General features: G+C 41.6%; 22 protein-coding genes. 20 read left to right on the forward strand and 2 right to left on the reverse strand.

The window, feature by feature from the left end; all coding sequences use genetic code 11:
- Positions 1 to 50: 50 nt before the first annotated feature.
- Together cobS and cobC are read left to right on the forward strand one after the other, a co-directional pair.
- A complete protein-coding gene (gene cobS / locus AC6I1H_RS17115; RefSeq protein ID WP_497738722.1) occupies positions 51 to 800 on the forward strand; it encodes an adenosylcobinamide-GDP ribazoletransferase in 750 nt (249 codons plus the stop codon).
- 5 nt (positions 801 to 805) lie between these two features.
- Entirely contained in the window at positions 806 to 1,432 is a 627-nt protein-coding gene (cobC, locus tag AC6I1H_RS17120) for an alpha-ribazole phosphatase (protein WP_497738723.1), read from the forward strand.
- Between the two features lie 65 nt (positions 1,433 to 1,497).
- Here cobC and AC6I1H_RS17125 read toward each other — a convergent pair whose 3' ends face one another.
- Complete coding sequence (locus AC6I1H_RS17125) at positions 1,498 to 1,725, reverse strand: NifU family protein (protein WP_497738724.1); 228 nt, start codon at positions 1,723 to 1,725, stop codon at positions 1,498 to 1,500.
- A gap of 160 nt (positions 1,726 to 1,885) precedes the next feature.
- On the opposite strand from AC6I1H_RS17125, the gene hisZ reads away from it, so the two are divergent.
- The 9 genes from hisZ to AC6I1H_RS17170 all read left to right on the forward strand — a co-directional run bounded on the left by hisZ (position 1,886) and on the right by AC6I1H_RS17170 (position 8,966).
- Positions 1,886 to 3,076 carry an ATP phosphoribosyltransferase regulatory subunit gene (hisZ, locus tag AC6I1H_RS17130; protein ID WP_497738725.1) on the forward strand — a complete coding sequence of 397 codons (1,191 nt, stop codon included), beginning with the start codon at positions 1,886 to 1,888 and terminating at the stop codon, positions 3,074 to 3,076.
- Between the two features lie 98 nt (positions 3,077 to 3,174).
- On the forward strand, positions 3,175 to 3,795 hold the full coding sequence (gene hisG / locus AC6I1H_RS17135) for an ATP phosphoribosyltransferase (protein WP_497738726.1): 621 nt from the start codon (positions 3,175 to 3,177) through the stop codon (positions 3,793 to 3,795).
- A 121-nt stretch (positions 3,796 to 3,916) separates the two neighbouring features.
- Entirely contained in the window at positions 3,917 to 4,984 is a 1,068-nt protein-coding gene (gene hisC / locus AC6I1H_RS17140) for a histidinol-phosphate transaminase (protein WP_497738727.1), read from the forward strand.
- A gap of 115 nt (positions 4,985 to 5,099) precedes the next feature.
- The gene (gene hisB, locus AC6I1H_RS17145; protein ID WP_497738728.1) at positions 5,100 to 5,687 is read left to right on the forward strand and encodes an imidazoleglycerol-phosphate dehydratase HisB; all 588 of its coding nucleotides are present in this window, start codon (positions 5,100 to 5,102) and stop codon (positions 5,685 to 5,687) included.
- 64 nt (positions 5,688 to 5,751) lie between these two features.
- Positions 5,752 to 6,363 carry an imidazole glycerol phosphate synthase subunit HisH gene (gene hisH / locus AC6I1H_RS17150; RefSeq protein ID WP_497738729.1) on the forward strand — a complete coding sequence of 204 codons (612 nt, stop codon included), beginning with the start codon at positions 5,752 to 5,754 and terminating at the stop codon, positions 6,361 to 6,363.
- Positions 6,360 to 7,097, forward strand: a complete 738-nt coding sequence (gene hisA, locus AC6I1H_RS17155) for a 1-(5-phosphoribosyl)-5-[(5-phosphoribosylamino)methylideneamino]imidazole-4-carboxamide isomerase (protein ID WP_497738730.1) — start codon at positions 6,360 to 6,362, stop codon at positions 7,095 to 7,097. Before hisH ends, hisA begins: the two co-directional genes overlap by 4 nt.
- Positions 7,098 to 7,127: 30 nt before the next feature.
- The gene (gene hisF / locus AC6I1H_RS17160; protein ID WP_497738731.1) at positions 7,128 to 7,883 is read left to right on the forward strand and encodes an imidazole glycerol phosphate synthase subunit HisF; all 756 of its coding nucleotides are present in this window, start codon (positions 7,128 to 7,130) and stop codon (positions 7,881 to 7,883) included.
- The gene (gene hisIE, locus AC6I1H_RS17165) at positions 7,880 to 8,632 is read left to right on the forward strand and encodes a bifunctional phosphoribosyl-AMP cyclohydrolase/phosphoribosyl-ATP diphosphatase HisIE (RefSeq protein WP_497738732.1); all 753 of its coding nucleotides are present in this window, start codon (positions 7,880 to 7,882) and stop codon (positions 8,630 to 8,632) included. The genes hisF and hisIE overlap by 4 nt, the downstream gene beginning before the upstream one ends.
- Positions 8,633 to 8,720: 88 nt before the next feature.
- Positions 8,721 to 8,966, forward strand: coding sequence for an alpha/beta-type small acid-soluble spore protein (locus AC6I1H_RS17170; RefSeq protein ID WP_497738733.1), 246 nt, complete (start codon positions 8,721 to 8,723; stop codon positions 8,964 to 8,966).
- A 61-nt stretch (positions 8,967 to 9,027) separates the two neighbouring features.
- On the opposite strand, the gene AC6I1H_RS17175 is transcribed toward AC6I1H_RS17170, so the two are convergent.
- Positions 9,028 to 10,419 (reverse strand): IS4 family transposase, encoded by a 1,392-nt coding sequence (locus tag AC6I1H_RS17175; RefSeq protein WP_497738734.1) that lies wholly within the window; start codon positions 10,417 to 10,419, stop codon positions 9,028 to 9,030.
- A gap of 306 nt (positions 10,420 to 10,725) precedes the next feature.
- Here AC6I1H_RS17175 and AC6I1H_RS17180 point away from each other — a divergent pair, with 306 nt between their 5' ends.
- The 9 genes from AC6I1H_RS17180 (at position 10,726) to AC6I1H_RS17220 (ending at position 23,634) form a co-directional block, all read left to right on the forward strand.
- Positions 10,726 to 12,759 (forward strand): BglG family transcription antiterminator, encoded by a 2,034-nt coding sequence (locus AC6I1H_RS17180; protein ID WP_497738735.1) that lies wholly within the window; start codon positions 10,726 to 10,728, stop codon positions 12,757 to 12,759.
- On the forward strand, positions 12,760 to 13,233 hold the full coding sequence (locus AC6I1H_RS17185) for a PTS sugar transporter subunit IIA (protein WP_497738736.1): 474 nt from the start codon (positions 12,760 to 12,762) through the stop codon (positions 13,231 to 13,233).
- A 3-nt stretch (positions 13,234 to 13,236) separates the two neighbouring features.
- Positions 13,237 to 15,525, forward strand: a complete 2,289-nt coding sequence (locus AC6I1H_RS17190; RefSeq protein ID WP_497738737.1) for a formate C-acetyltransferase/glycerol dehydratase family glycyl radical enzyme — start codon at positions 13,237 to 13,239, stop codon at positions 15,523 to 15,525.
- Positions 15,515 to 16,423, forward strand: coding sequence for a glycyl-radical enzyme activating protein (locus tag AC6I1H_RS17195; protein WP_497738738.1), 909 nt, complete (start codon positions 15,515 to 15,517; stop codon positions 16,421 to 16,423). The genes AC6I1H_RS17190 and AC6I1H_RS17195 overlap by 11 nt, the downstream gene beginning before the upstream one ends.
- A 118-nt stretch (positions 16,424 to 16,541) precedes the next feature.
- Positions 16,542 to 17,588, forward strand: a complete 1,047-nt coding sequence (locus AC6I1H_RS17200) for a PTS fructose transporter subunit EIIC (RefSeq protein ID WP_497740850.1) — start codon at positions 16,542 to 16,544, stop codon at positions 17,586 to 17,588.
- A 107-nt stretch (positions 17,589 to 17,695) separates the two neighbouring features.
- Positions 17,696 to 18,010 (forward strand): PTS fructose-like transporter subunit IIB, encoded by a 315-nt coding sequence (locus tag AC6I1H_RS17205; protein ID WP_497738739.1) that lies wholly within the window; start codon positions 17,696 to 17,698, stop codon positions 18,008 to 18,010.
- A 207-nt stretch (positions 18,011 to 18,217) separates the two neighbouring features.
- Complete coding sequence (locus AC6I1H_RS17210) at positions 18,218 to 19,654, forward strand: dihydrolipoamide acetyltransferase family protein (RefSeq protein ID WP_497738740.1); 1,437 nt, start codon at positions 18,218 to 18,220, stop codon at positions 19,652 to 19,654.
- Between the two features lie 123 nt (positions 19,655 to 19,777).
- A complete protein-coding gene (lpdA, locus tag AC6I1H_RS17215) occupies positions 19,778 to 21,142 on the forward strand; it encodes a dihydrolipoyl dehydrogenase (protein WP_497738741.1) in 1,365 nt (454 codons plus the stop codon).
- 20 nt (positions 21,143 to 21,162) lie between these two features.
- Complete coding sequence (locus AC6I1H_RS17220) at positions 21,163 to 23,634, forward strand: alpha-ketoacid dehydrogenase subunit alpha/beta (protein ID WP_497738742.1); 2,472 nt, start codon at positions 21,163 to 21,165, stop codon at positions 23,632 to 23,634.
- The last annotated feature ends 38 nt before the right edge of the window (positions 23,635 to 23,672 follow it).

Below are 23,672 nucleotides of genomic sequence, written 5' to 3' on the forward strand. Positions count from 1 at the left end.
TATTATGTAAACAAATTATTCAACCCCGGTCTATTCAGAAGGAATTGAAGGTGAAAAACTGTATGGGATTTTATGCAGCTCTTTTATTTTTGACAAGGATACCTTTTCCCCAGGTGATGCTAGACGAAAAAAAGATTGCATCATCAGTTCCATTCTTCCCTCTGGCAGGGAGTGTAATAGGCGGTATATTAAGTCTTATATATTTCCTGGGGAGAAAATTTCTACCATTGCAGGTTTTATCGGTGATCATAACTGCCGGCTGGGTCATGGTTACCGGAGGCATGCACATCGATGGCTTCGCCGATACCATGGACGGGCTTTTCTGTGGAGGTAGCAGGGACAAAAAGCTGTCGGTCATGAAGGACAGCCGCATTGGAGCCTATGGCACCATGGGAGTTGTATTGCTGCTATTATTTAAGGTTTCTCTATTAGGCGTCCTTTCGCAGCGACTCATGATACCAGCTTTAATTCTCGCTCCCACTTTGAGCCGATGGATAATTACTTATGCTATAATCAAATTCCCATATGCCAGGGAAAGCGGGCTTGGCAAAGCTTTCAGTATGGACAAAAGTCCATGGCACTTTGTTTTTTCAAGTGTTTGTGCCATTGGAATTGCAATTATACTTGCAAAATCTCAAGGAATTGTTATATCATTGATATTGTTTGCGGCAAGCTATATTTTTATAAAATATATCATGGGTCAACTGGGCGGCCATACAGGCGATACATATGGGGCGTTAAATGAAGTTTGTGAAGTAATTGTGCTTTTATTTTTTGCCATATTATCAAACAAAGGGTGATTTTTTTGTCTAGATTTTATCTGATAAGGCATGGGGAGACCTTATGGAACAAAGAGTTTAAATATCAGGGCCAATCGGATATACCCCTCAGCGATATAGGAAGGCTTCAGGCATTAAAACTTTCAGAAAGGCTAAAGGATCAGAAAATCGATGCTGTATATGCCAGTGACTTGCAAAGGGCCATGGAAACAGCCGAAATTATAGCGGCGCCGCATGGATTAGAGGTTTTTCCCGCCGGGGAGATGAGGGAACTGAGTTTTGGTGTATGGGAAGGCTGCACCTTTGACGAAATAAATGAAAAATGGCCGGGAGAGATGGAAAGGTGGAGGAAGGATCCTTATAACGAGCGACCGGAAGGTGGAGAAACCCTGTCAGAGCTTTGCGACAGGACATCCATTTTTTTAAAAACCGCTGCAAACAAGCATCCAGACAAGAATATATTGATAGTTACCCATGCCGGTCCTATCAGGGCACTGCTTTCGGTTATACTAAACCTGCATTATGACCTTTTCTGGAAATTTAAAATCAGCAATGCCTCTCTCACAGTGGTAGAATATGACGGTCAGAAAGAATTGGCTCGAAGCGACGCATATATAGTTACTGTAAACGATACTTATCATCTATATATATGAAATAAGTTATAAACGCTATCCAAAATAAAAAAAGCAGCCGTTAGCTGCTCTTTAAACTATCTATCTTATTGAACTTGCTGTACTTCTTTTACTCCGGGGACCTGTTCTTTTAAAGCTTCCTCAATGCCGTTTTTCAGGGTCATGGTAGCAAAGGGGCATCCGAAGCAGGAACCGGTAAGTTTTACCTTTACTACACCGCTGGATTCATCGACATCCACCAGCTCAACGTCGCCGCCGTCGGCCTGCAGAGATGGGCGAATTTTATCAAGGACTTCTTTGACTTTTTCCTTCAAAGGACACAGCTCCTTTCAATTTATGTCTTTATTTAAAATCATTCTCCATTATATCAGAATTTGTTATGATTATCAAATTTAATATTGACCGAAATGCAAAGTTATGGTAGTATCATTTTAATGCTTTAACAATTTACCAAACTAAAGGATGTTGTATATCATGGATATCGTCTTTCAAAAGCCTGCAGGAGTGAAGGATTTCCTTCCGCCGCTGGTCCGTAAAAAAAGGCGGATGGAAAGAGTCATATATGATGTTTTTGAAAAATGGGGTTATGAGGAGATAATAGCTCCTTCCTTCGAATATCTGGAAACATTTCTTTCAAGCAACAGCCCAGGATTTTCTGAGAAAATTTTCAAGTTTTTCGACCGGCAGGGCAGGGTTCTAGCTTTAAGGTCGGATGTCACCACTTCCATTGCCCGCATGGTGGCGACTTATTATAGCGAACACTGGCTCCCGCTCCGCTTTTGTTATGTTTCAAATGTCTTCAGATTTCAGGAACCAAGGAGGGGGCACGACCAGGAATTTTTCCAGGTGGGCGCCGAACTCATCGGCATAAAGGGTATACAGGCCGATACGGAGATAATCCTGCTTGCATCGGAAATTTTGAAGAAAATCGGCGTTTCCGATTTTATAATAAATATCGGTCACATAAAATTCCTTGAGGGTTTGCTGGATGAAATAGATGCAGACCTGGGGAAAAAAGAGCAGATAGCCCGTGCCATATGGGGTAAAAATTTTGTTCTGCTGGAAGAACTGATAAAGGAGATTCCTGTAAAACCTGGCATAAAACAGGTTTTGCTGTCTCTGAGCGGTTTTTATGGCGGTCCAGAAATTCTTGAGGAATTAAATAAAATCACCTTAAATGAAAAATGCCGTAGTGCTCTGTCGGAACTTATGGAACTGGCTGGGATGCTGAAAGGTTTCAATGATGTAAGGCTTACCTTTGACCCGGGGCTTGCCAGGGGCCTTGAATATTATACCGGCATTGTTTTTGAAATATATTCACCGGGTTCTGGGTTCCCTTTGGGCGGTGGTGGGCGCTATGACAATCTCATGGATAAATTCAACGGAACCCGCCCCGCCACGGGTTTTGCGCTGACTGAAGAAGCGCTGCTTTCAATACTGGAGAAAGATATGGTTGATTCATACGAACCGAATTATATATTTTACGACATGGAAAGTTTCACGCAGGCTCTTAAAAAAGCAGAAGAACTCAGGAAAAAAAATCTTGCTGTAAAACTGATACCAATGGAGGACGAAGAAAATACATGTCTAGATGAAAATCTTAATGCAAAAATCCTTTATTATAAAAACGGAAAAATAGAGGTAAAAAGAGATGGATTTGATTAAAATAATCTGTGATAAAGCGGAAAATAAACAAGGGAGAGTCGTGGCAGGTTCATTTATTATGGTACATCAAATATGAAATATGGAAAAGGAGATCTGCTTTGGAATTTCTGACAATAGCCCTGTCAAAGGGCAGGATACTCGGAGAAACGATGGAACTTTTCAATAGAATAGAAATGCATTTTGACAATGTCAGCGAGGATTCCAGGAAACTAATCTTTGAATTTGAAGACTATGGTATGAGATTGATCCTGTCAAAGCCTTTAGATGTGCCCACCTTTGTGGAGCATGGTGTAGCGGACCTGGGAGTGGCCGGAAAGGATGTGCTACTGGAAGAAAGGAAGGATGTCTTTGAGCTCCTGGATTTAAACTTGGCACGGTGCAGGATGGTGGTGGCCGTACCAGAAGATAGGGCACCGGGTATCCCTATATACCGGGTTGCCACAAAATATCCTCATATCGCTGAAAGCTTTTTTTTAAAAAAGGCCCAGCCGGTGGAAATAATAAAACTCAATGGCTCCGTGGAACTTGGGCCGCTACTTGGGCTTTCCGATGCCATTGTGGATATCGTAGCTACCGGTCATACTTTAAAGGAAAACCGCTTGAAGATAGAAGAGGTAATCTGTCCCATCAGCGCCCGCCTTATAGCAAACCAGGTCAGTTTCCGCCTCAAATCCGGGCGGATACAGGAATTACTGCGTAGGATGAAGGCGGCTGTATAGAAAAGCAAATGATCGGATGTAGGTTTCGATCAGAATTCTTGTCTATCTATTGATAACTAGTGTATAATTATACAAAAGTAGATATGGGGAGGAGATCAAAATAAATCCAGGGTTAAAATTCGTGAGGCAGGAGATTTTAGAACTAGAACCTTATAAACCTTCAAAGGAATCCTGCAGTATAAAGCTTGACGCAAATGAAAGCCCGTATGATATTCCGCCTGAAATAAAAGAGCGCATCTGGCAGAGGCTTAAACATGAAAAAATAAATTTCTACTATGATCCCAGCTGCGATGAGCTGAGAGAAGAGCTTTCAAAATATACGGGAGTAAAACCCGAACAGATATTTGTCGGCAGCGGCTCTGATGAGATAATCAGCGATTTATTGTTTGCCTTTGCCGGTCCTGGGCGGGATGTGATAATACCGGTGCCTGCCTTTTCAAGTTATGAAATATTTGCAACCGTTTCCGGGGCGAGAGTCATAAAAGTTCCGCTTTTGCTGGAACAAAAGGGAGGCTTTTGGCGCTGGGACCTGGATGTGGATGCCATAAAAAAGCATTTCAGCAAAGATCAGCCTCAGATGATGTTTTTGTGCTATCCAAACAATCCTACCGGTGATTACTTCAGCGAGGAGAAAATCCTGGATCTCATCGAATCTTTTAATGGAATTGTGGCTGTGGATGAGGCGTATTTTGAATTCGGAAAGAAGACCTTTGCAAACCGCATTTCGATATATCCCCATGTAGCTGTAATCCGTACCTTTTCAAAAATATTTTCCATGGCGGGCTTGCGGGTGGGTTATGCCATAGCTCATGAATCCATAATAGACCAGTTATACAAGGTAAAACTTCCCTATAATGTCACTCTCTTTTCACAGATCGCCGCGATTGAGATATTAAAAAATCTGGACTGGGTGCAGAACTTGAGGGACGAACTGGTTAAATCCCGGGACGAGCTTAAAGTGGAGCTAGACAAGATTCCCGGAATAAAAGTTTACCCGAGCTCCACAAATTTCTTTTTGTGCGAATTTGAGAAGCCCAGGGATATGGTATACGAAAAACTCCTGGCAAAGGGGATCCTCACTCGCAGGCTCAATGGCGAAAAGCTGAAAAATGTATTGAGGTTTTGCGTGGGAAGCCCCGAACAGAACAGAGTACTGCTGGAAACCTTGCGACAAATTCTGACTGAATAAGTTGGCATCGCTTCTTACCGACAAAAGTGACTGAGCCGGATTTATATGATTTAACCGAACTTGCTGCACTACAGTTGCTCAACGGTTATATAAATTTACCGAAAGAAGTGAAATCATGGAAAGAAGTGCTGAAATCTCAAGAAAGACGGCAGAAACTGATATACGGGTCAGATTAAATTTAGACGGCGCGGGCCAATGCTTAATTAAAACTCCAGTAGCTTTTTTCAACCACATGTTGACTCTATTTTCCCGCCATTCCCTTTTTGATCTTGAAGTAGAGGCTGCCGGAGATGTGGAGGTGGATTTCCACCATCTGGTAGAGGATACCGGCATAGTTCTTGGAGAGGCTTTCCTGAAAGCCCTGGGAGGAAAGAAGTCCATCCGCCGCTACGGAAGCTTTTTTGTGCCCATGGACGAATCTTTGGGATTTTCGACGGTAGACATCAGCGGCAGGCCTTATCTTTATTTCATGGCGAATTTTATAAGAGATAAGGTGGGTGAGTTTGACGCGGAATTGGTGGAGGAATTTTTCAGAGCTTTTGTATACAGTGCAAAAATTACTCTACACCTGCAGGTCATCCGTGGCCAGAATACTCACCATATGATAGAATCTCTTTTCAAATCTTTTGCCAGGGCACTGAGGGAAGCGGTAAGTTTCGATGAGAGAGAAAAGGGCATACCTTCAACAAAGGGGATTTTATAGTGTCAACACTTTTGAAAGATGTCAAAAAGTATTTTCCGGTCCGGCCCCGAAGGAGGATGTGTTTTTGATTGGCATAATCGATTACGGAATGGGAAATTTGATGAGTGTGCAAAAGGCTTTTGAAAAATTGGGCTTCAAGGTAAAACTGCTTAAAAATGCGCAGGGCATAAAAGATATAGATAGAATGGTGCTTCCAGGAGTTGGCGCTTTTGAAGACGCCGTCGCCAGCCTTAAATCCATGGGATGGATCGAAACTATTAATGATGTTGTAAAGTCTGGGATGCCTTTTATGGGCATTTGCCTGGGTATGCAGCTCTTATTTGAAGAAAGTTTCGAAGGAGGGCATTTTCAAGGCCTGGGGCTAATAAAAGGTTCTGTCAGGAGATTTGAATTCGAGAATAAAGGTCTGAAAGTTCCCCACATGGGATGGAACAGCGTGAAAAAAACCGGATATTCTCGTCTCCTTGCAAACATACCTGACAATACCGACTTTTATTTTGTTCACTCCTATTACTGCGATCCTGCGGAGGATGCAACAGTTGGGACTACCGATTATGGCAACGTTTTTACCTCATGCGTCGAAAAGGCCAACATTTTCGGAGTGCAATTCCATCCGGAAAAAAGTAGCTTCTTCGGGCTCGAGATTTTAAAGAATTTTGGGGAGATGACCGGATGATTATATATCCTGCTATAGATATTAAAGACGGGCGCTGCGTGAGATTAATCCAGGGGGATTTTTCTAGGGAAACCGTGTTTTTGCAGGATCCGGTTGAAGCCGCAAAAAATTGGGAAAAAATGGGCGCATCGTGGATTCACATTGTTGACCTGGACGGCGCAAAATCGGGAAAGCCTCGAAACTTTGAGGTCATAAAGCAGATTCGGGAAAAAATAAGGTCGAAAATTCAATTGGGCGGAGGAGTAAGAGACTTAGAAGTTATAAAAAAATATTTTGATGCAGGAATCGATCGACTGATATTCGGTTCCGCAGTTATAGAGTCTCCAGTTGTAATAAAAGAAGCGGCCGCATTTTATGGGCCGGAAAAGATAGCTGCTGGAATCGATGTAAAAAACAACATGGTAGCAATAAAAGGATGGACCCGAGTCTCTGAAATTTCACTCGATAACGTTCTGGAGCAAATTCGCGAAATCGGGATAAATATTATTATTTATACCGATATCTCCAGAGATGGTATGATGTCGGGCCCGGATTTAGAGGGTCTGAAGAAAATTATGGGTTGCGGAGGCTTTAAAATTATTGCATCAGGCGGTATTTCATCAATGGAAGATTTGGAGAAATTATCCTGCTATGAAGATAGAGGAGTTGAAGGGGTAATTATTGGGAAAGCTCTGTACAGCGGAGCGCTGAATTTAAATGAACTGATACAGAGGTTTTCCACGTTATCGGCGTAAAAATTTGTATTATTTGCGAGGTCGGTTAGCATGCTTAAAAAGAGAATCATTCCGTGCCTTGATGTCAAGGACGGGCGGGTGGTGAAAGGAACAAATTTCATAAACCTACGTGATGCAGGAGATCCGGTAGAATTGGCGTCTTTCTATGACGCTGAGGGAGCAGATGAAGTAGTATTTCTTGATATAACCGCATCAGCTGAGGGACGCAAAACCACGGTGGAAATGGTGAGAAGGGCAGCAAAGGAAGTGTTCATACCTCTTACTGTGGGAGGCGGCATATCGAGCATTGAAGACATAAGAAACCTGCTTATGGCAGGAGCAGACAAGGTATCCCTGAACACTTCAGCCGTACAAAATCCCAGCTTAATATATGAGGGAGCCAGGCGCTTCGGCAGCCAGTGCATTGTTCTGGCATGTGACGCAAAGAAAAGACACAACGGCTGGGAAGTATATATCCACGGCGGCCGTACAGCCACGGGAATTGATGCACTGGAATGGATAGATAGGGCAGTGAAACTGGGAGCAGGCGAAATTCTCCTGACCAGCATGGATGCCGACGGCACCAAGGATGGCTATGATGTGGAGCTCACCAGGGCAGTTGCTGAAAGGGTGAATGTACCGGTGATAGCGTCAGGCGGTGCAGGCAAAATGGAGCATTTTAAAGAAATTTTTCAGGAAGGCAGGGCTGATGCGGCCCTAGCGGCATCAGTATTTCATTACGGCACTTACAGCATCCGTCAGGTGAAACAATATCTGCGGCGAGAAGGGATTGAAATGAGATTATGAGCGAAACTAGCCTCAATAAGGAAATATCCGTTGACAGCAAAGGAGATAATCTTGAAATACATTTTGATGAAAAAGGACTCATACCCGCAGTGGTTCAAGATAAAAACACCGGGGAAGTTTTGATGGTGGCATATATGAATAAAGAAGCTCTGCAAAAAACTCTGGAGACGAAAAATGCATGGTTTTACAGCAGAAAGCGCAGAACCCTATGGCAAAAGGGTGAAACTAGCGGTAATTTCCAAAAAGTGAAAGAAATCCTTTACGATTGCGATAGTGATACATTACTTTTAAAAGTAGATCCAAAAGGCCCGGCATGCCATACCGGAAACAAATCATGCTTTTACAGGAGTTTGATGGCAGTAACAGAGGATAAGGGTATTCAAAAGGTTGAAGATTTTGGAGATAAAAAAAATAGAGAAGAAAACAAGCCGGAAAATGACTCGGTCCGGAAAAAAGGCCACAATAGTGAATTGGAAATCCTTGAAGATCTAATAGATATAATAGATTCCAGATTCAATGAACTTCCAGAAGATTCCTATGTGGCAAAGCTCTATAAAGGTGGCAGAGAAAGGATATTAAAAAAAGTGGGTGAGGAAGCCTCCGAAGTCATCATAGCATCCATGAGCGGTGAAAAAAGCGATACCATTTATGAGGCCGCTGACTTGATTTTCCACTTACTAATAGCCCTACGCTATGACGGCATATCCATTCAGGAAATCATGGAAGAATTGAAAAGGCGGAGAAAATGAAAATCGGTTGTTTATTACAGCGGTAAATTATTGAATACAGTATACTTTTCTGCATATAATAGAAAAAATTTTTCAGGAGGTTATCCTTATGCCCCGGAAAAATAGACCTGTCAATCCTAAAGCTGAAGATGAACTCGACAGCTTGAAAAAAGAAGTGGCTGAAGAACTTCATCTGGACGACGACATCGAAAAGCGTGGGCGGGAAAACATGACAACCCGGGAAGTCGGCAAAATAGGCGGCAACATGGTCAGAAAGATGATAAACCTGGCAGAAGAAGAGATGGATAAAAAAGACGGCAAGATAAGAAAAGATAAAAGTACCGGAAAAAAATAGTTGAACATTATATTAATTCCAAAGAAAAGAGGCCTTTGAGCCTCCTTTATTTTTAAATAACTCAACTTTCGCAGGAACAAAGTGCCAACTTTTCCTTAAGGAAAGTGGGCAGACAAGACATAAAATAATCTAAAAACTCACTGATTGCTTCTTTTGAAAGCATGAGCTTTTCACGCAAAGCAGTCTTAAGAGCATCAATCAATAGCTGCAAAGCTTCTATGAACTTTATATCCTGAAGCTCATCACAGAAGTAATAGAACAAGCCTCCTATAGTCCGCAAATCCTTGTTATTGCGGTTTTCAACAGCCAGCATGATGTACCTTGCAAAAACAATAGTAGTATGGGCAACAATAGAATCATAAGAACGCCCCTGGAACTCTTTTGCAAGATTAAGGTAAGACTTGCATATCTTGAAAAATATCTCAATATCCCAGCGCTTGCCATATATCCTTATGATTTCTTCATCAGAAAGCGTTGTATCTGTAGAAATAATGGCAAGCCAGTTGCGAGATCTGTTGCGATCCCTTACAAATACAATCTTTGCAAGAACTTCATTACCATAATTGTCAGTGCCGATACCAACTACAACTGATGAAAGTATCTTTGCCTTACCGCGTTTTTTTCTTACGCAAGAATATATAGACTGAAGGCTCATTCTTTTGCCTTGAAAACTGTAATAAATTTTCTTCATGTTCTTAACCATGGCTATGACGTTAAGGTTTAATCCGAGGATCTTCAACAATATGCTTGGGTAAGTAAACCAGCTATCAAACAGCACATATTTTGCAGGGATGTTATTCTCCACTGCCTGTTTTAGCAGGTCTATCATGGCATCGGTTTCTTTCGCGAGTGAAGAGATTCGGCGCTTGTAGCCTATGCTCCTTTTATCAATTTCACTGTTCATAGGTTGCAACCTGTTTTCAGAAGTTTGTGCACTCAAGAGGTTGAAGCCGAGCGGGATGAAGGTATTTCCATCAGACCATCCAAGGGTGAGAAGTCTGAATCCCTTAACGTATTTTTGTGCCACATGGTCTCTTACTCTGGCTAAAAGTTCGACAACCTTGCTTCTATTCCTACTGTATATAGAATCGTCTATTATTAGGACATTGACACGGTTGTCCGATGTCAAACCTACCAACTTGCTGCGGATTATGGATGATGCCAGTAACATAAGAAATTTCTGCAAGTTATAATATATAGAGTTCAGGAATCTATATATGACATCCTTGGCAAAGGGCAAATTGGAATTTTGCGACTCCAGAATCCTGTAAAGATTCTTACCGGAGAATACAAGAGTGAACAGGAACTTGAAAACAGCATAGCATGAAATTCCCTTTTCCTTGTAGAAATTGCTCTGTTTTAGTAGGAACCCTATTCGATTTTCTTTTAAAAAATTGTCAACAGTTGAGGAAAAGCGGTTTTCATTTTCGTTATAATGTGATATAATGGACATTGCAAGGATCTTCCTTTCTTGTGTATTTTGTCCAATTCCATTATATCACAAAAAGGAAGCTCCTTGCATTTTTGTTTGCTTATTTTTATTGATTTATCAAGGTTTGTAGTTATAGTTTGATCTGCGAAAGTTGAGTAAATAATAAACAGTTTCCGCATTAAAGTAGAAATAAATACTGCCTTTTGCTTATAATAAACATGTTATAATAAAATTAACAAAATGAAAAAATAATATTTTTCCGGAATAATAAAGTTTTTCCTCATAAATTTCCGGAAAAAAAAGACTTTTTTAAAAGGCGTGATGCCAATGACAAATCTTGAAGCAAGACATCATGAGATATTAAAAATATTGATAAATACCACCGGACCCATAACGACAGAAAAAATAGGGGAGGCTTTAAAAGTCTCTTCCAGAACCGTACGCAGCGACCTTCAAATTATTCAGGAGTGGCTAGATGGTTTTGATATAAAACTTGTTAAAAAACCGAGGATGGGTGTATATCTAAAAGCCACTGCCGAGCAAAAGATCATGTTGAGTGATAAACTATCGGAACTTGGCGAATACTATTCCGAGCCTTTTGACTCCACTGAAAGGGAGAAATATATTATATCAAGATTGTTGCAGACTGACAAGAATTTAACGTCCCAACAACTGGCGGATGAATTGTTTGTAAGTAGGATGACAATATATAAAGATCTTGAAAATGTAGAAAAGTGGCTAGGTAAGCACCAGCTTGCATTAATAAAAAAGCCTAATTATGGTTTAGAGATAATCGGGGAAGAAGAAAATTGGCGAAAGGCTTTAGCGAATTTTCTTGCAGAACATCTGGAAAAAGATAAATTGAAAAACCTGGTCAGGGAGCCTGTTGCAATTCCCCTGGACAGAAGATTAGACCCGGATAATTATAAACAGCTGGCAGAAATGTTCCCAGAAATAGATGTAAGGAAAATTGAAAAAATATTGCTGGAAGCAGAAAAACAACTAAATTCCAGGTTTGTTGAAGAAACGTATACGGCGTTGATTGTGCATCTGGTCATAAGTATCCAGCGGCTTCGGGACAAAAAAGATATTAAAATGCCCGGCTCCCAGATTCAAAAATTGAAAGAAACTGAGGAGTTTAAAATTGCTAGTTTTATCACGGAAGAACTAGAAAAAGAATTTAACATAAAAATTCCCGAAAGTGAAACAGGTTATATATCATTGCATATTTTAGGCGCAAAGATCCAGAGAAGCCTTCCCCTTAAAGAAAAGGACATAGAAGAAATGTTAAAAGATTTCGACGATGACCTGATTAAAATTGTTTATGATATTATACATGTCACAGAGAACACCATTGATGTTAAACTTTCCAGTGACAAGGTACTGGTGACCGGCCTGGCTTTGCATCTCAGGCCAGTGATAAATAGGATTAAAAATGGAATGAACCTTCACAATCCAATATTGCACCAGATCAAAGAAAACTATACTGCTGTATACGGGATTGCCTGGATTGCGGCAGGAATTATTGAAAACCGCATGGGAATAAAAGTAGGCGAAGAAGAAGTAGGGTATCTGGCTATGCACCTGGGAGCAGCCATTGACAGGGCCACATCCCCAAAAAGAGCCTTGGTGGTTTGCTCAAGCGGCATCGGTACCGCTCAGTTGCTTGCTACAAGGCTGAAGAAATTACTGCCGGAAATAATCATTGAAGATGTGGTACCGGCCGGGGTTGTTGATTCAATACTCAAAAGTAAAAGTGTTGACCTGATAATTTCTACAATCCCGTTGGATTTAAAAGATCTGCCTGTAATACTGATATCGCCTCTTGTAACCGGATCCGATGTAATAAAAATTCGTAATGCCATAGGGAATTACAACAATATTAAGATAAGGCATACATTACAAAACCATGAAGGCGGTTTTGTGAGCGACTTGATTCCTCAAGAACTCATATTCTATAAAAAAAGATATAGAAAAAAAGAAGAAATCATAGAAGACATAGGTAATATTCTGGTAGAAAAAGGCTATGTAAAGCATGAGTTTATAAAAACAGCTCTTGATAGGGAAAAAATCACATCAACATATATAGGGAAAGGGGTGGCCATACCCCATGGCGAAGACCGTCAGGTAATAAAACCAGCAGTTTCTGTCATTACTCTCAGTGAGTCCATCGACTGGTGGGGGGAAAAGGTGGATTTGGTCTTCTACCTGGCGTTACATTTTAATAACAGTAAATATACCAAAAGTTTTTTTAAAGAGTTTTACGATATGATGGATAATCCTGAATTATTAAAAATGATTAGAGAGGCAAAAAACTCTTTAGAAATTAACAAGATACTACTTAAGAGGGGAGAAATTTAAATGGATGAAATAGCAGCAGAAGAAATGATAAATAAGAATTTGATAAAAATGGACTTGAAAGGTATAACCAAGGAAGATGCGATATCAGAGCTTGCAAATCTCCTTTATAACAATGGCAATCTAAAGTTAATAGAGGAATTTTTAGATGAAGTAAAACGGAGAGAAAGTCTTGGTACTACGGGTATAGGCATGGGTATAGCCATTCCTCATGGGAAGTGTCGTGCAGTGACAAAACCGGCAGTGGCCTTCGGCAAATCTTCAAAGGGCATTTTATGGGATTCCATGGACGGCAATCCCGTCAATCTGGTTTTTTTGTTGGCTGTTCCTGACGCAGGTGCTTCAAACCAGCATTTACAGATTCTAGCAATGCTTTCCAGAAAATTGATACATGACGAATTCAGAGAAGGATTGATGAAAGCAAAGGATGAAAAAGAGCTTCTTGAGATGCTTCAATCAGTCTTCAAGGAGGCATGAAAGATGTCCAGAATATCTCAATTAAAGGCCCGGCTTTTTGAAAAGCCGCGGGAGATTTATCTGGAGAGGGCCCTTCTTTATAAAGAGTCCTATGAAAAAACTGAAGGCGAGCCAGTGATTATACGCAGGGCAAAAGCCCTTGAAAATATTCTGAATAAGATGGAAATCGTCATCAATGACGGCGAGTTGATAGTGGGAGGCCGCTCCCCAAAGCCGAGAATGGGTGTGGTTTCACCGGAAATGGATGTAGACTGGTTTTATGAAGAATTGGACACCATTTCTACAAGGCCTCAGGACAGATTTGAGATAACAGAGCATGATAAGAAAGTCTTCAGGGAAGTGCTATATCCATACTGGAAAGGGAGAACTTTAAGAGATAAGGTCAATGAGCTGCTTCCGGAGGATGTTAAAGATTCCTTGCCAAGGAAAGTATTCAAGTTGAATCAAACCGATAAGGGGCAAGGGCACATTATTCCTGGTTATGAAAGAGTATTGAAAATTGGTATGGAAGGATTGCTGAAGGAAATCGAAGAAAAAGCGCTTGCTGCTGGGAGCTCGTCTACAAAAACCTTCTATGAAGCGGCGAAAATAACATTAAACGCTTCTCAACACTTTATACTGCGGTATAGAGATTTAGCTTTGGAGCTTTCAAAAAATGAAAAATTTCAAGAAAGAAAACTTGAACTTGAAAAAATCGCCAATATCTGCCAAAAGGTATCTACCAAACCGCCTGGAGACTTCTATGAAGCCCTGCAGCTTTTCTGGTTTATAAATGTGATACTGCAATGTGAATCAAACGCCAGCTCAATTTCTCCAGGTAGGTTTGATCAGTATATGTATCCATTTTATAAAAAAGACATCAATGAAGGGCGGATAAGCCAGGAGACTGCTCTGGAGTTGCTGGAATGTCTTTGGATAAAGATTAATGAGGTTGTTGCCATAAGGAGCGCAGAAAGCGCCAGGCATTTTGCAGGTTTTCCAATTGGTTACAATATAGTGCTTGGTGGTGTTGATGAAAAGGGTAAAGATGCCACAAATGAGCTTTCTTATCTTTGCCTGAAAGCTACTGAGGATATAAGCTTACCTCAGCCTAATATAGGCATCAGAATTCACTCTAACTCTCCTCATACTTTCCTGAAAAGAGCAGCAGAAGTAATACGCTTAGGGATAGGAATGCCGCAGATTTTCAACGATGAAGTCGTTATCCCGGCATATTTGAACAGAGGGGTGCCTCTGGAGGAGGCTAGGGATTATGGCGTGGTTGGCTGTGTGGAACTCTCCATTCCGGGCAAGACCTATGGGCTTCACGACATAGCATTGTTCAATCTCATGAAAGTTCTGGAAGAGACTCTGGATGGAGATTATGGAACCTTTGACGAACTGATGAAGGTTTATAAAGAGAAGATTAAGGCTGGAATATCCCTTATGGTAAAAGGTGCCAATGCAGTGGACAAAGCTCACCGGGAAATAGCTCCGACTCCATTTCTGTCACTATTTATCGATGATTGCATAGAAAAGGGCATGGATGTGACAGTAGGAGGAGCAAGATTCAACTTTTCTGGAGTTCAGGGAATTGGGGTTGCGAATGTTGCTGACTCTTTAGAAGTGATGCAAAAAGTAGTCTTTGAGGATAAAAAGCTCACATTTGATAAATTGAAGGAGATGCTGGCGGCTGATTTCAAAGGATATGAGACGTGGCAGCATTATTTTATAAATCATGTTAGTAAATACGGAAATGACATAGATAAAGTAGATGACCTAGCTTCAGATGTCTTAAGGTTTTATTGTAAAGAAGTGGAGAAATATAAAAATATCCGGGGTGGAATTTTCCAACCAGGCTCATATACCGTGTCGGCTCACATACCTTTGGGAGCCGATGTAGGTGCATCTCCCGATGGACGAAATGCCGGTTTCCAGCTTGCAGACGGCGGCCTTTCGCCGATGGTGGGCCGAGACAAGAAAGGACCTACGGCAGTACTGAAGTCCGTAGGGAAACTGGATTCCTACCTTCTGTCAAACGGAAGCCTGCTGAATCAGAAGTTTCATCCGTCGGCATTAGAAGGTAAAGAGGGTTTAGAAAAATTTGTGGCGTACTTGAGGGCCTTTTCGGCGCTTAAGATTATCCACATACAATTCAATATAATATCAGCCGATACCTTAAGAGAAGCTCAGAAAAACCCGGATGAGTATAAAAGCTTAGTAGTGAGAGTAGCGGGATACAGCGCATTTTTCACTGAACTGGATGAATCTCTGCAAAATGACATCATCAGGAGGACCGAGCATGGGATGTAAGACCGGCATTGTTACGGATATACAGCATTACAGTGTTCATGACGGGCCGGGCATCCGCACGATAGTGTTTTTAAAGGGATGTCCGATGAGGTGCAAATGGTGCAGCAATCCTGAGACCCAGGAAATCTACCCTGAACTGGGATACAATGTTAAAAGCTGCATTTTGTGCAAGACGTGTGTCTCGGTTTGCCCTGAAAAATGCATCATTGCTACTGATGAAAGCATTATGGTAAATAGAGAGAAATGCATTCGATGCTTCAAGTGCCAGCAGGTTTGCCCGACAGGTGCATTGAGGCGTTTTGGATATACAAAAACCACTGAGGAGGTGATGGATGAAGTAGAAAAAGACAGGGTTTTTTATGAGTATTCCAGAGGAGGGTTAACTCTTTCTGGAGGGGAGTGTCTGGTACAGCACGATTTTGTCCTGGACTTGCTAAAGTCTGTCAAGAGAAGCGGCATCAATACGGCTATTGAAACCACAGGTTATGCTGAGGAAAATATCCTGTTGATGGTTGCAGAATACGCCGATCATATCCTCTATGATTTAAAACATATATATCCGCAAAGGCATAAGGACATGACAGGTGTTTCAAATGAATTGATTTTGAGCAATTTGCAACAATTAGTGGATAAAGGGTTTAAGCCGATTATCAGGATACCTGTTGTTCTGGGTTTCAATGATGATGAAAACACTATTGATGGATTTATAGAAATTATGAGCAAATTGGGTTTAAAAACGGTCCATCTGCTGCCGCAACACCATTTGGGCAAGAATAAATATCAGCAACTTGATAGAGATTATTTTTTCAAAGAACTGATAACACCTGATAAAAAAGATATGGAAAGGATCAAAAATTCATTTTTAGAAAACGGTATTAATGCTAGTATAGGCGGTTAAGACAGAAGGAGATACTGTCAAAGGATATTAAGGAAGTTGTATCGGGTTTCAGATGGTTTCACTTAAAACTACAGAAATAAAATGAAATGATATTAGGGAGGTATTAATAATGGGAGAATTGGTAGATCTTTTAAAGAAAACCAGACAACATCTTATGACAGGCGTTTCGTACATGATTCCTTTTGTAGTAGCCGGTGGTATATTGATAGCTCTTTCAGTAGCAATTTCCGGCAAACCATCGGTTCCGGAATCTGGTTTTTTAAAAGATACATTTAATATAGGTGTCGGCGGTTTTTCGTTGATGGTTCCTATTTTGGCAGGTTATATAGCTTTTTCAATGGCGGACAGACCCGGCATTGCGCCCGGTGCCATTGGAGGATATCTGGCAAATCAGATCGGTGCTGGATTTTTAGGTGGGCTTATTGCAGGACTTGTAGCCGGAATCGTGGTTTTTTATCTTAAAAAGATACAGGTACCTAAAAATCTTAAACCCGTAATGCCTATTTTCGTATTTCCCATTTTTGGCACCTTAATAGTTGGTGGATTGATGGTATGGGTTATAGGAGCTCCCATAGCAGGAATAATGGCCGGATTGACCGAATGGTTAAAAGGTTTGGGATTGGGAAACAAGGTTTTATTGGGATTAATCCTTGGTGCTATGATTGCTTTTGATATGGGAGGCCCTGTTAATAAAGTAGCATACACTTTTGCAGTAGGATTAATCAAGGAAGGAATAATAACGGTTATGGGCCCTGTAGGTGTAGCCATTTGTACTCCTCCTTTAGGAATGGCAGTTGCTACATGGTTGGCGCCAAAAAAATACACTATTGAAGAGAGAGAAAACGGCAAAGCTGCATTGATAATGGGCTTGATTGGAATTACTGAGGGCGCCATACCTTTTGCAGCAATGGACCCTATAAAAGTTATCCCTTCCTTGATGGTTGGTTCCGCTGCAGGCGCTATAACAGCAATGTTGTTAAATGTGGGAAATAACGCACCATGGGGAGGCTGGATAGTTCTTCCGGTAGTACAAAACATTCCTGGATATATTATATCAACACTTGTTGGAATAGCAATTACAGCATTTATGGTCAATGCCCTCAAGAAACCCATTGAACAAAAGAATGAGGATGAGGAATTAAAAATAGAAGGCCTGGATTTTTAATTAATTTTTATCTCCGCTTCTTTAAAAATAATAGCAAATTAAGTTATAATATACAAAGATACATTTTAGAATAGAATTAGCAAAAGATACAGAAAGGAAGGATAACCATGAAAATCGTGGCCGTTACGGCATGCCCGTCAGGGGTAGCCCATACGTATATGGCAGCTGAAGCCCTGGAAAAAGCTGCAAAGAGAAAAGGTATTACAATTAAAGTAGAAACTCAAGGTTCCATAGGAATAGAGAATGAGATAACCCAACAAGAAGCTGATGAAGCCGATGTAGTAATTTTGACGAAGGATATGGGTATAAAAAATACTCAAAGATTTTCTAAGAAGCCCATCATTCAAGTCGGTGTAGGAGACGCCATAAAAAAAGCTGATGCTATTATGGATAAGTTACTCGAAAAGTTTCAAAACAAGTAACGGCAACATTATGTTCCTGTGAAAGAATATAAACCTTGAGGGAAAGAGAAAAGGAAATTTTAGCCCGGGAGGGCTATTTTTTTTGAAAAAAAACGGAAAGAAAGAAGGAAAATTAGTTTTGATGTAGAATATAACATAATGAACAAAATATTATATATGAACAAAATTTCACTATGAACATGAATATTTTGATGGAGGAAGATAAGCATGGCTACACCTGTAAAAATGCCCAAAATTGGGCTATCGGATGAAAGTGCCATTATAGCAAAATGGCATAAGAAAAAAGGGGAACAGGTAAAAGCAGGGGAAGTTTTATTTACCATCGAAACTGACAAATCCACCTTTGATGTGGAAGCTGAGGTAGATGGAACACTTCTTGAAGTATTTTTCAACGAGGGGGATGAAGTCCGGGTACTTACGGATGTTGGCGTAATCGGCAGAGAGGGGGAAAAATTTGATAGCATTGCTCCGGCCGGTGGCGTGTCGGAAAACCTCATTGAAATTCAAGAACTGAGGGATAAAAGAGCCAAAAGCTCAACAGATGAAGCTCAGTTAGAAGAAAGGTCAGACAGGTCAGAACCTGTGCCGGCTGAAACAGGGCATGAAGAGATAAAGATTTCCCCACGGGCAAAGAATCTGGCCGAGAGGGCGGGAGTGGACTTCAGGTTTGCCAGCCCCACCGGTCCGGAAGGCAGGATCATAGAAAGGGACATACTTGAACTGATAAAAGAAGGCCCCATATTTACCCCGGCGGCAAAAGAGGAATATCAAAAATCAGATATTAATCTGCCGATATCGAGAGGCACTGGTATTGGAGGAAGAATCACCACGGTGGACATCCAGGGTATTGCAGAAGTGAAGAAGACTGAAGAAAAAGCTGCAATTAAAGAAGATGTGGGAAAACTACAGGTTCCACAAAAGCACATGATGGAAAACTCCTGCCCTATGTCACAGTATAAGGAAATAAAATTCAGCAACATTAGAAAAGTCATTGCAAAAAATATGATGTATTCACTTGAAAGCACTGCTCAATTGACGATTAATACCACATTTGACGCCACGGAAATAATGGCGTATAGGGAAAAGGTCAAAGCCAGCCGGGAGAAATATAATCTGGAGAACATAACTTTGAACGATATGGTGCTCTATGCGGTGACAAGGACCCTTTTAACCCACCCGGAATTGAACGCCCACCTTGTTGATGACACCATGATGGTATTTGAAAATGTACATCTTGGCGTGGCTGTAGATACTGAAAGAGGCTTGATGGTGCCCACCATATTCAACGCTGACATGAAATCCTTAAATGAAATTTCGAAAGAAGTTAAAGAACTAGCCGAACAGTGCAGAAAAGGTTCCATCAATCCGGATTACCTGAAAGGAGGCACCTTTACTGTAACAAATCTCGGAACGCTGGATGTGGAACATTTCACACCCATTCTAAATCCACCACAGACCGGGATACTTGGCGTCTGCTCCATTGTCCACAGGCCAAGGCTGGTCAACGGTGGATACGATTATTATCCTGCCATGGGGTTATCTCTTACCTTTGACCATAGGGCTGTGGATGGCGCTCCGGCCGCTAGGTTCTTGAAAGATCTCAAGACAAACCTGGAAAACTTCATCCTTTTGTTGGCAAGATAAGTTTTTGTACAAGTAAAAAAGTCTTGCCATCTATACAGGAAGGCGCATAATTTTTATTGTTCATATGTCTGCCAAAGATGCTGAACAGACATAAAATTTTAATTGACAGCAGGTGATAAAAACATGGATTATGATTTGATAGTCATTGGCGGCGGACCTGCCGGTTATTTGGGAGCGGAAAGGGCCGCCCGGGCAGGTTTAAACACCCTTTTGCTCGAAAAAAGATATCTGGGTGGAGTATGCTTGAATGAAGGCTGTATTCCCACAAAAACCATGCTCTATTCCGCCAAGATTTATGAAAGTGCGAAATATGGTGAAAAATACGGAGTTGATGCCGGAAACATCAACTTGAACCATGAAGCCGTAGTCGCCAGAAAAAACAAAGTTGTAAAGATCCTGGTCTCCGGTGTCCGATCCCAGCTTAAAAGCTGTAATGTTACAGTGCTGGAAGGCTTCGGTGAAATCAAGGGGAAGACGGAAAAAGGCTACGCTGTAGCAGCATGCGGCGAAACCTTTACCGCCGGGAAACTGTTGGTAGCAACCGGCTCCGAGCCAATCATTCCGCCAATTCCCGGCGCAATGGAAGCCGTAGATAAAGGTATCGTTCTGACAAATCGCGAAATTCTTGACCTCAAAAAGGTTCCGGAATCTCTTGTAATTATCGGCGGAGGAGTCATAGGTCTTGAAATGGCGTCATATTTCAATTCTGCCGGCAGCAAAGTAACGATTGTCGAAATGCTGGACCATATCGCTGGCAATATCGATCGGGAACTGTCTGAAATACTTATGAAAACTTATCAAAAAAAAGGCGTTGAATTCTATCTCAATTCCAGAGTTGTGGAAATAAAAGACAATTCGGTCTTCTATGAGATAAATGGCCAGAGGAGTTCGGTAGAAGCCGAAAAAATACTTATGAGTATTGGAAGAAGCCCTGTAACCCGGGGAGTAGGCCTAGAGAAAATCGGTGTGGAGATACAAAAGGGGCGAATAAAAGTTGACGGCGCATGCAGGACGAATATCCCTGAGGTATACGCTGCGGGCGATGTAACCGGTCAATTGATGCTGGCCCACACTGCATACAGGCAGGCCGAAGTTGCGGTCAACAACATGACGGGAAGTAAAGATATTGTAAGATACCATGCCATTCCCTCCGTAATATATACGAATCCCGAAGTTGCATCAGTGGGAGAGAATGAGGAGACCGCAAATCAAAAGGGAATAGATTTTGAAAAATCCACCGTATCGATGCGTTTCAGTGGCAGGTATGTGGCGGAGAATGAGCAAGGGGACGGAATTTGTAAAATTCTGGCGGATAAAAGGACCGGCAGGATTATAGGAATTCATATGATTGGCAACTATTCTTCGGAGATTATCTACGGCGCTGCGCTTTTGATAGAGAATGAAATGAGGGTAAAGGATATCAAACAACTGGTGTTTCCGCACCCGACGGTTTCGGAAATAATTCGGGAGGCTATTTTTAAATTTTGAGTTTATGGGAGGCAAAATAAATGTCTAAAACTCTTTTCATTAATCCGGAAGAAATGAGAAAAAGCGGATGGATAACTTTTAAGGATATACCGGTAAATCAATATAATAAGAGCTTGAATGAAGAGAAAGCGAATTTTTCAAAGGATGATTTTTTAAGGATATACCGGGATATGACAATCATTAGGGAATTTGAAATTATGCTTCATACGGTGAGAACCACCAATGAATATGAAGGCATACCGTACAAATACACCGGTCCCGCACACCTTTCTTTGGGTCAGGAGGCGTCGGCGGTGGGTCAGGCATTTGAGCTGGATAAAGACGATTATATTTTTGGATCTCACCGGAGCCATGGGGAAATAATAGCAAAAGCTCTTTCCTGTATTCAAAAAATGAGCGATGATGAACTATTAACCATAATGAAAGAAACTTTTGACGGAGCAGTGCTCAAGGTGGTCGAGGGCAAGCAGAAAGATAAGAACGACGTTAAACAATTAGCAGTGGATTTCTTCATCTACGGTGCCATGGCAGAGATCTTCGGTCGGGAGAACGGGTTTGCAAAAGGTCTGGGCAATTCGATGCACGCTTTTTTCACGCCCTTTGGGATATACCCCAACAACGCCATTGTAGGAGGATCCGCTCCTATTGCAATGGGCGCCGCTCTTTACAAAAAAGTTAATAAAAAGAAGGGAATAGTTATTTCCAATGTGGGCGACGGCGCTGTTGGGTGCGGCCCGGTTTGGGAAGCAATGAACATGGCGGCTATGGATCAATTTAAGACATTGTGGGAAGAAGGATACAGGGGCGGCCTCCCAATCATATTCAACTTTTTTAACAACCATTACGGCATGGGCGGTCAAACCAATGGAGAAACGATGGGATACCAGTTCCTGGCGAGGTTAGGAGCAGGTATAAATCCGGAACAGATGCATGCCGAAAGAATTGATGGTTACAATCCTCTGGCGGTGATAGATGCTATAAAGAGGAAGAAGAGGATAATAGAGGAAAATGGCGGTCCTGTTCTTTTAGATACAGTTACCTACCGATTGACCGGACATTCTCCTTCAGACGCCGAAACATACAGGACAAAAGAAGAACTGGACGCATGGAAAGCTATTGACCCGTTGGTTTCTTTCAAAGATGACCTGATCAAAGCAGGCATTGCCTCGGAAAATGAAATCGAAACCATAAGGCAGGATAGTAAGGAGTTGATTTTGAAGATATTCAGGCTGGCCATTGACGACAGCATATCTCCCAGAATTGACCTAGTTAAAAACCCCGACTTTATTGGTAATCTAATGTTTTCCAACCTGAGAATCGAAAAAATGGATGACAGAGAATGCGAAGTGCTTATTCCAAAGGAAGAAAACCCGCGGGTAAAACAGATTAAAAATAAGATTAGAGTGGGCATTCAAGACGGTAAACCCGTTTCCAGGATAAAAACTTACCAGTTGAGAGATGGGATTTTCGAAGCAATCATAGACAAGTTCTATACCGATCCAACATTGATTGCCTATGGCGAGGATAATAGAGATTGGGGAGGAGCTTTTGGAGTATATAAGGGATTGACGGAATCTCTGCCATACCACAGATTTTTCAATACCCCGATTTCTGAGGCAGCCATAGTAGGATCCGCGGTCGGCTACGCCATTTCAGGCGGCAGAGTGGTGGTGGAACTCATGTACGCAGACTTTATGGGAAGGGCCGGAGATGAAATATTCAATCAGCTCGCCAAATGGCAGGCAATGAGTGCCGGAGTTTTGAAAATGCCAGTGGTATTGAGAGTATCGGTGGGAGCAAAATATGGCGCTCAGCATTCCCAGGACTGGACATCATTATGTGCTCATATCCCGGGCTTGAAAGTTGTATACCCGGTTACTCCCTATGATGCAAAAGGTATTATGAATAGCGCCCTGATGGGGACGGATCCGGTGGTGTTTTTTGAAAGTCAGAAGATATATGACATAGGAGAAATGTTCCACCTTGAAGGAGTTCCCGAGGGCTATTATGAGATACCGATAGGCGAACCCGATATTAAGAAGGAAGGAAAAGATATAACCCTACTGACCATAGGCCCCGTGCTCTACCAGGCAGTGGAGGCCGCAAAAATACTCGAACAAAAATTTGGTGTCTCCGCTGAAGTGATAGACGCCAGATCTGTGGTTCCTTTCAATTATGAAAAAGTTATTGAATCCGTGAAAAAGACGGGAAAGATCGTGATTTCCAGTGATGAATGTGAACGCGGTTCAATGCTGAACGATTTTGCCCGAAATATAACCGAACTTGCCTTTGATTACCTTGATGCGCCTCCTGTGGCGGTCGGGGCCAAAAACTGGATTACTCCTGCGTTTGAACTGGAGAAGTTTTTCTATCCACAGGCCGACTGGATAATCGACGCAATACATGAAAAAATAATGCCTCTAAAAGGGCATGTGCCTGTAAATAATTTTACAAAAAATGAACAAATAAGGTTGAACAAACTGGGTGTTTGATCTTTTGATACAATATAGTTGACATTTTTGCTTAAAAT

The organism is Biomaibacter sp. TOL (assembly GCF_059717795.1).

Excerpts from the sequence above, each read along its gene's own strand:
- AC6I1H_RS17195 (WP_497738738.1), top strand. The coding sequence starts at position 15,515 with ATGGGATGTAAGACCGGCATTGTTACGGATATACAGCATTACAGTGTT.
- hisA (WP_497738730.1), top strand. The coding sequence starts at position 6,360 with ATGATTATATATCCTGCTATAGATATTAAAGACGGGCGCTGCGTGAGA.
- hisIE (WP_497738732.1), top strand. The coding sequence starts at position 7,880 with ATGAGCGAAACTAGCCTCAATAAGGAAATATCCGTTGACAGCAAAGGA.
- hisF (WP_497738731.1), top strand. The coding sequence starts at position 7,128 with ATGCTTAAAAAGAGAATCATTCCGTGCCTTGATGTCAAGGACGGGCGG.
- hisB (WP_497738728.1), top strand. The coding sequence starts at position 5,100 with ATGGAAAGAAGTGCTGAAATCTCAAGAAAGACGGCAGAAACTGATATA.
- lpdA (WP_497738741.1), top strand. The coding sequence starts at position 19,778 with ATGGATTATGATTTGATAGTCATTGGCGGCGGACCTGCCGGTTATTTG.
- AC6I1H_RS17185 (WP_497738736.1), top strand. The coding sequence starts at position 12,760 with ATGGATGAAATAGCAGCAGAAGAAATGATAAATAAGAATTTGATAAAA.
- AC6I1H_RS17190 (WP_497738737.1), top strand. The coding sequence starts at position 13,237 with ATGTCCAGAATATCTCAATTAAAGGCCCGGCTTTTTGAAAAGCCGCGG.
- AC6I1H_RS17205 (WP_497738739.1), top strand. The coding sequence starts at position 17,696 with ATGAAAATCGTGGCCGTTACGGCATGCCCGTCAGGGGTAGCCCATACG.
- AC6I1H_RS17170 (WP_497738733.1), top strand. The coding sequence starts at position 8,721 with ATGCCCCGGAAAAATAGACCTGTCAATCCTAAAGCTGAAGATGAACTC.
- AC6I1H_RS17220 (WP_497738742.1), top strand. The coding sequence starts at position 21,163 with ATGTCTAAAACTCTTTTCATTAATCCGGAAGAAATGAGAAAAAGCGGA.
- AC6I1H_RS17180 (WP_497738735.1), top strand. The coding sequence starts at position 10,726 with ATGACAAATCTTGAAGCAAGACATCATGAGATATTAAAAATATTGATA.
- hisZ (WP_497738725.1), top strand. The coding sequence starts at position 1,886 with ATGGATATCGTCTTTCAAAAGCCTGCAGGAGTGAAGGATTTCCTTCCG.
- AC6I1H_RS17210 (WP_497738740.1), top strand. The coding sequence starts at position 18,218 with ATGGCTACACCTGTAAAAATGCCCAAAATTGGGCTATCGGATGAAAGT.
- AC6I1H_RS17175 (WP_497738734.1), bottom strand. The coding sequence starts at position 10,419 with ATGTCCATTATATCACATTATAACGAAAATGAAAACCGCTTTTCCTCA.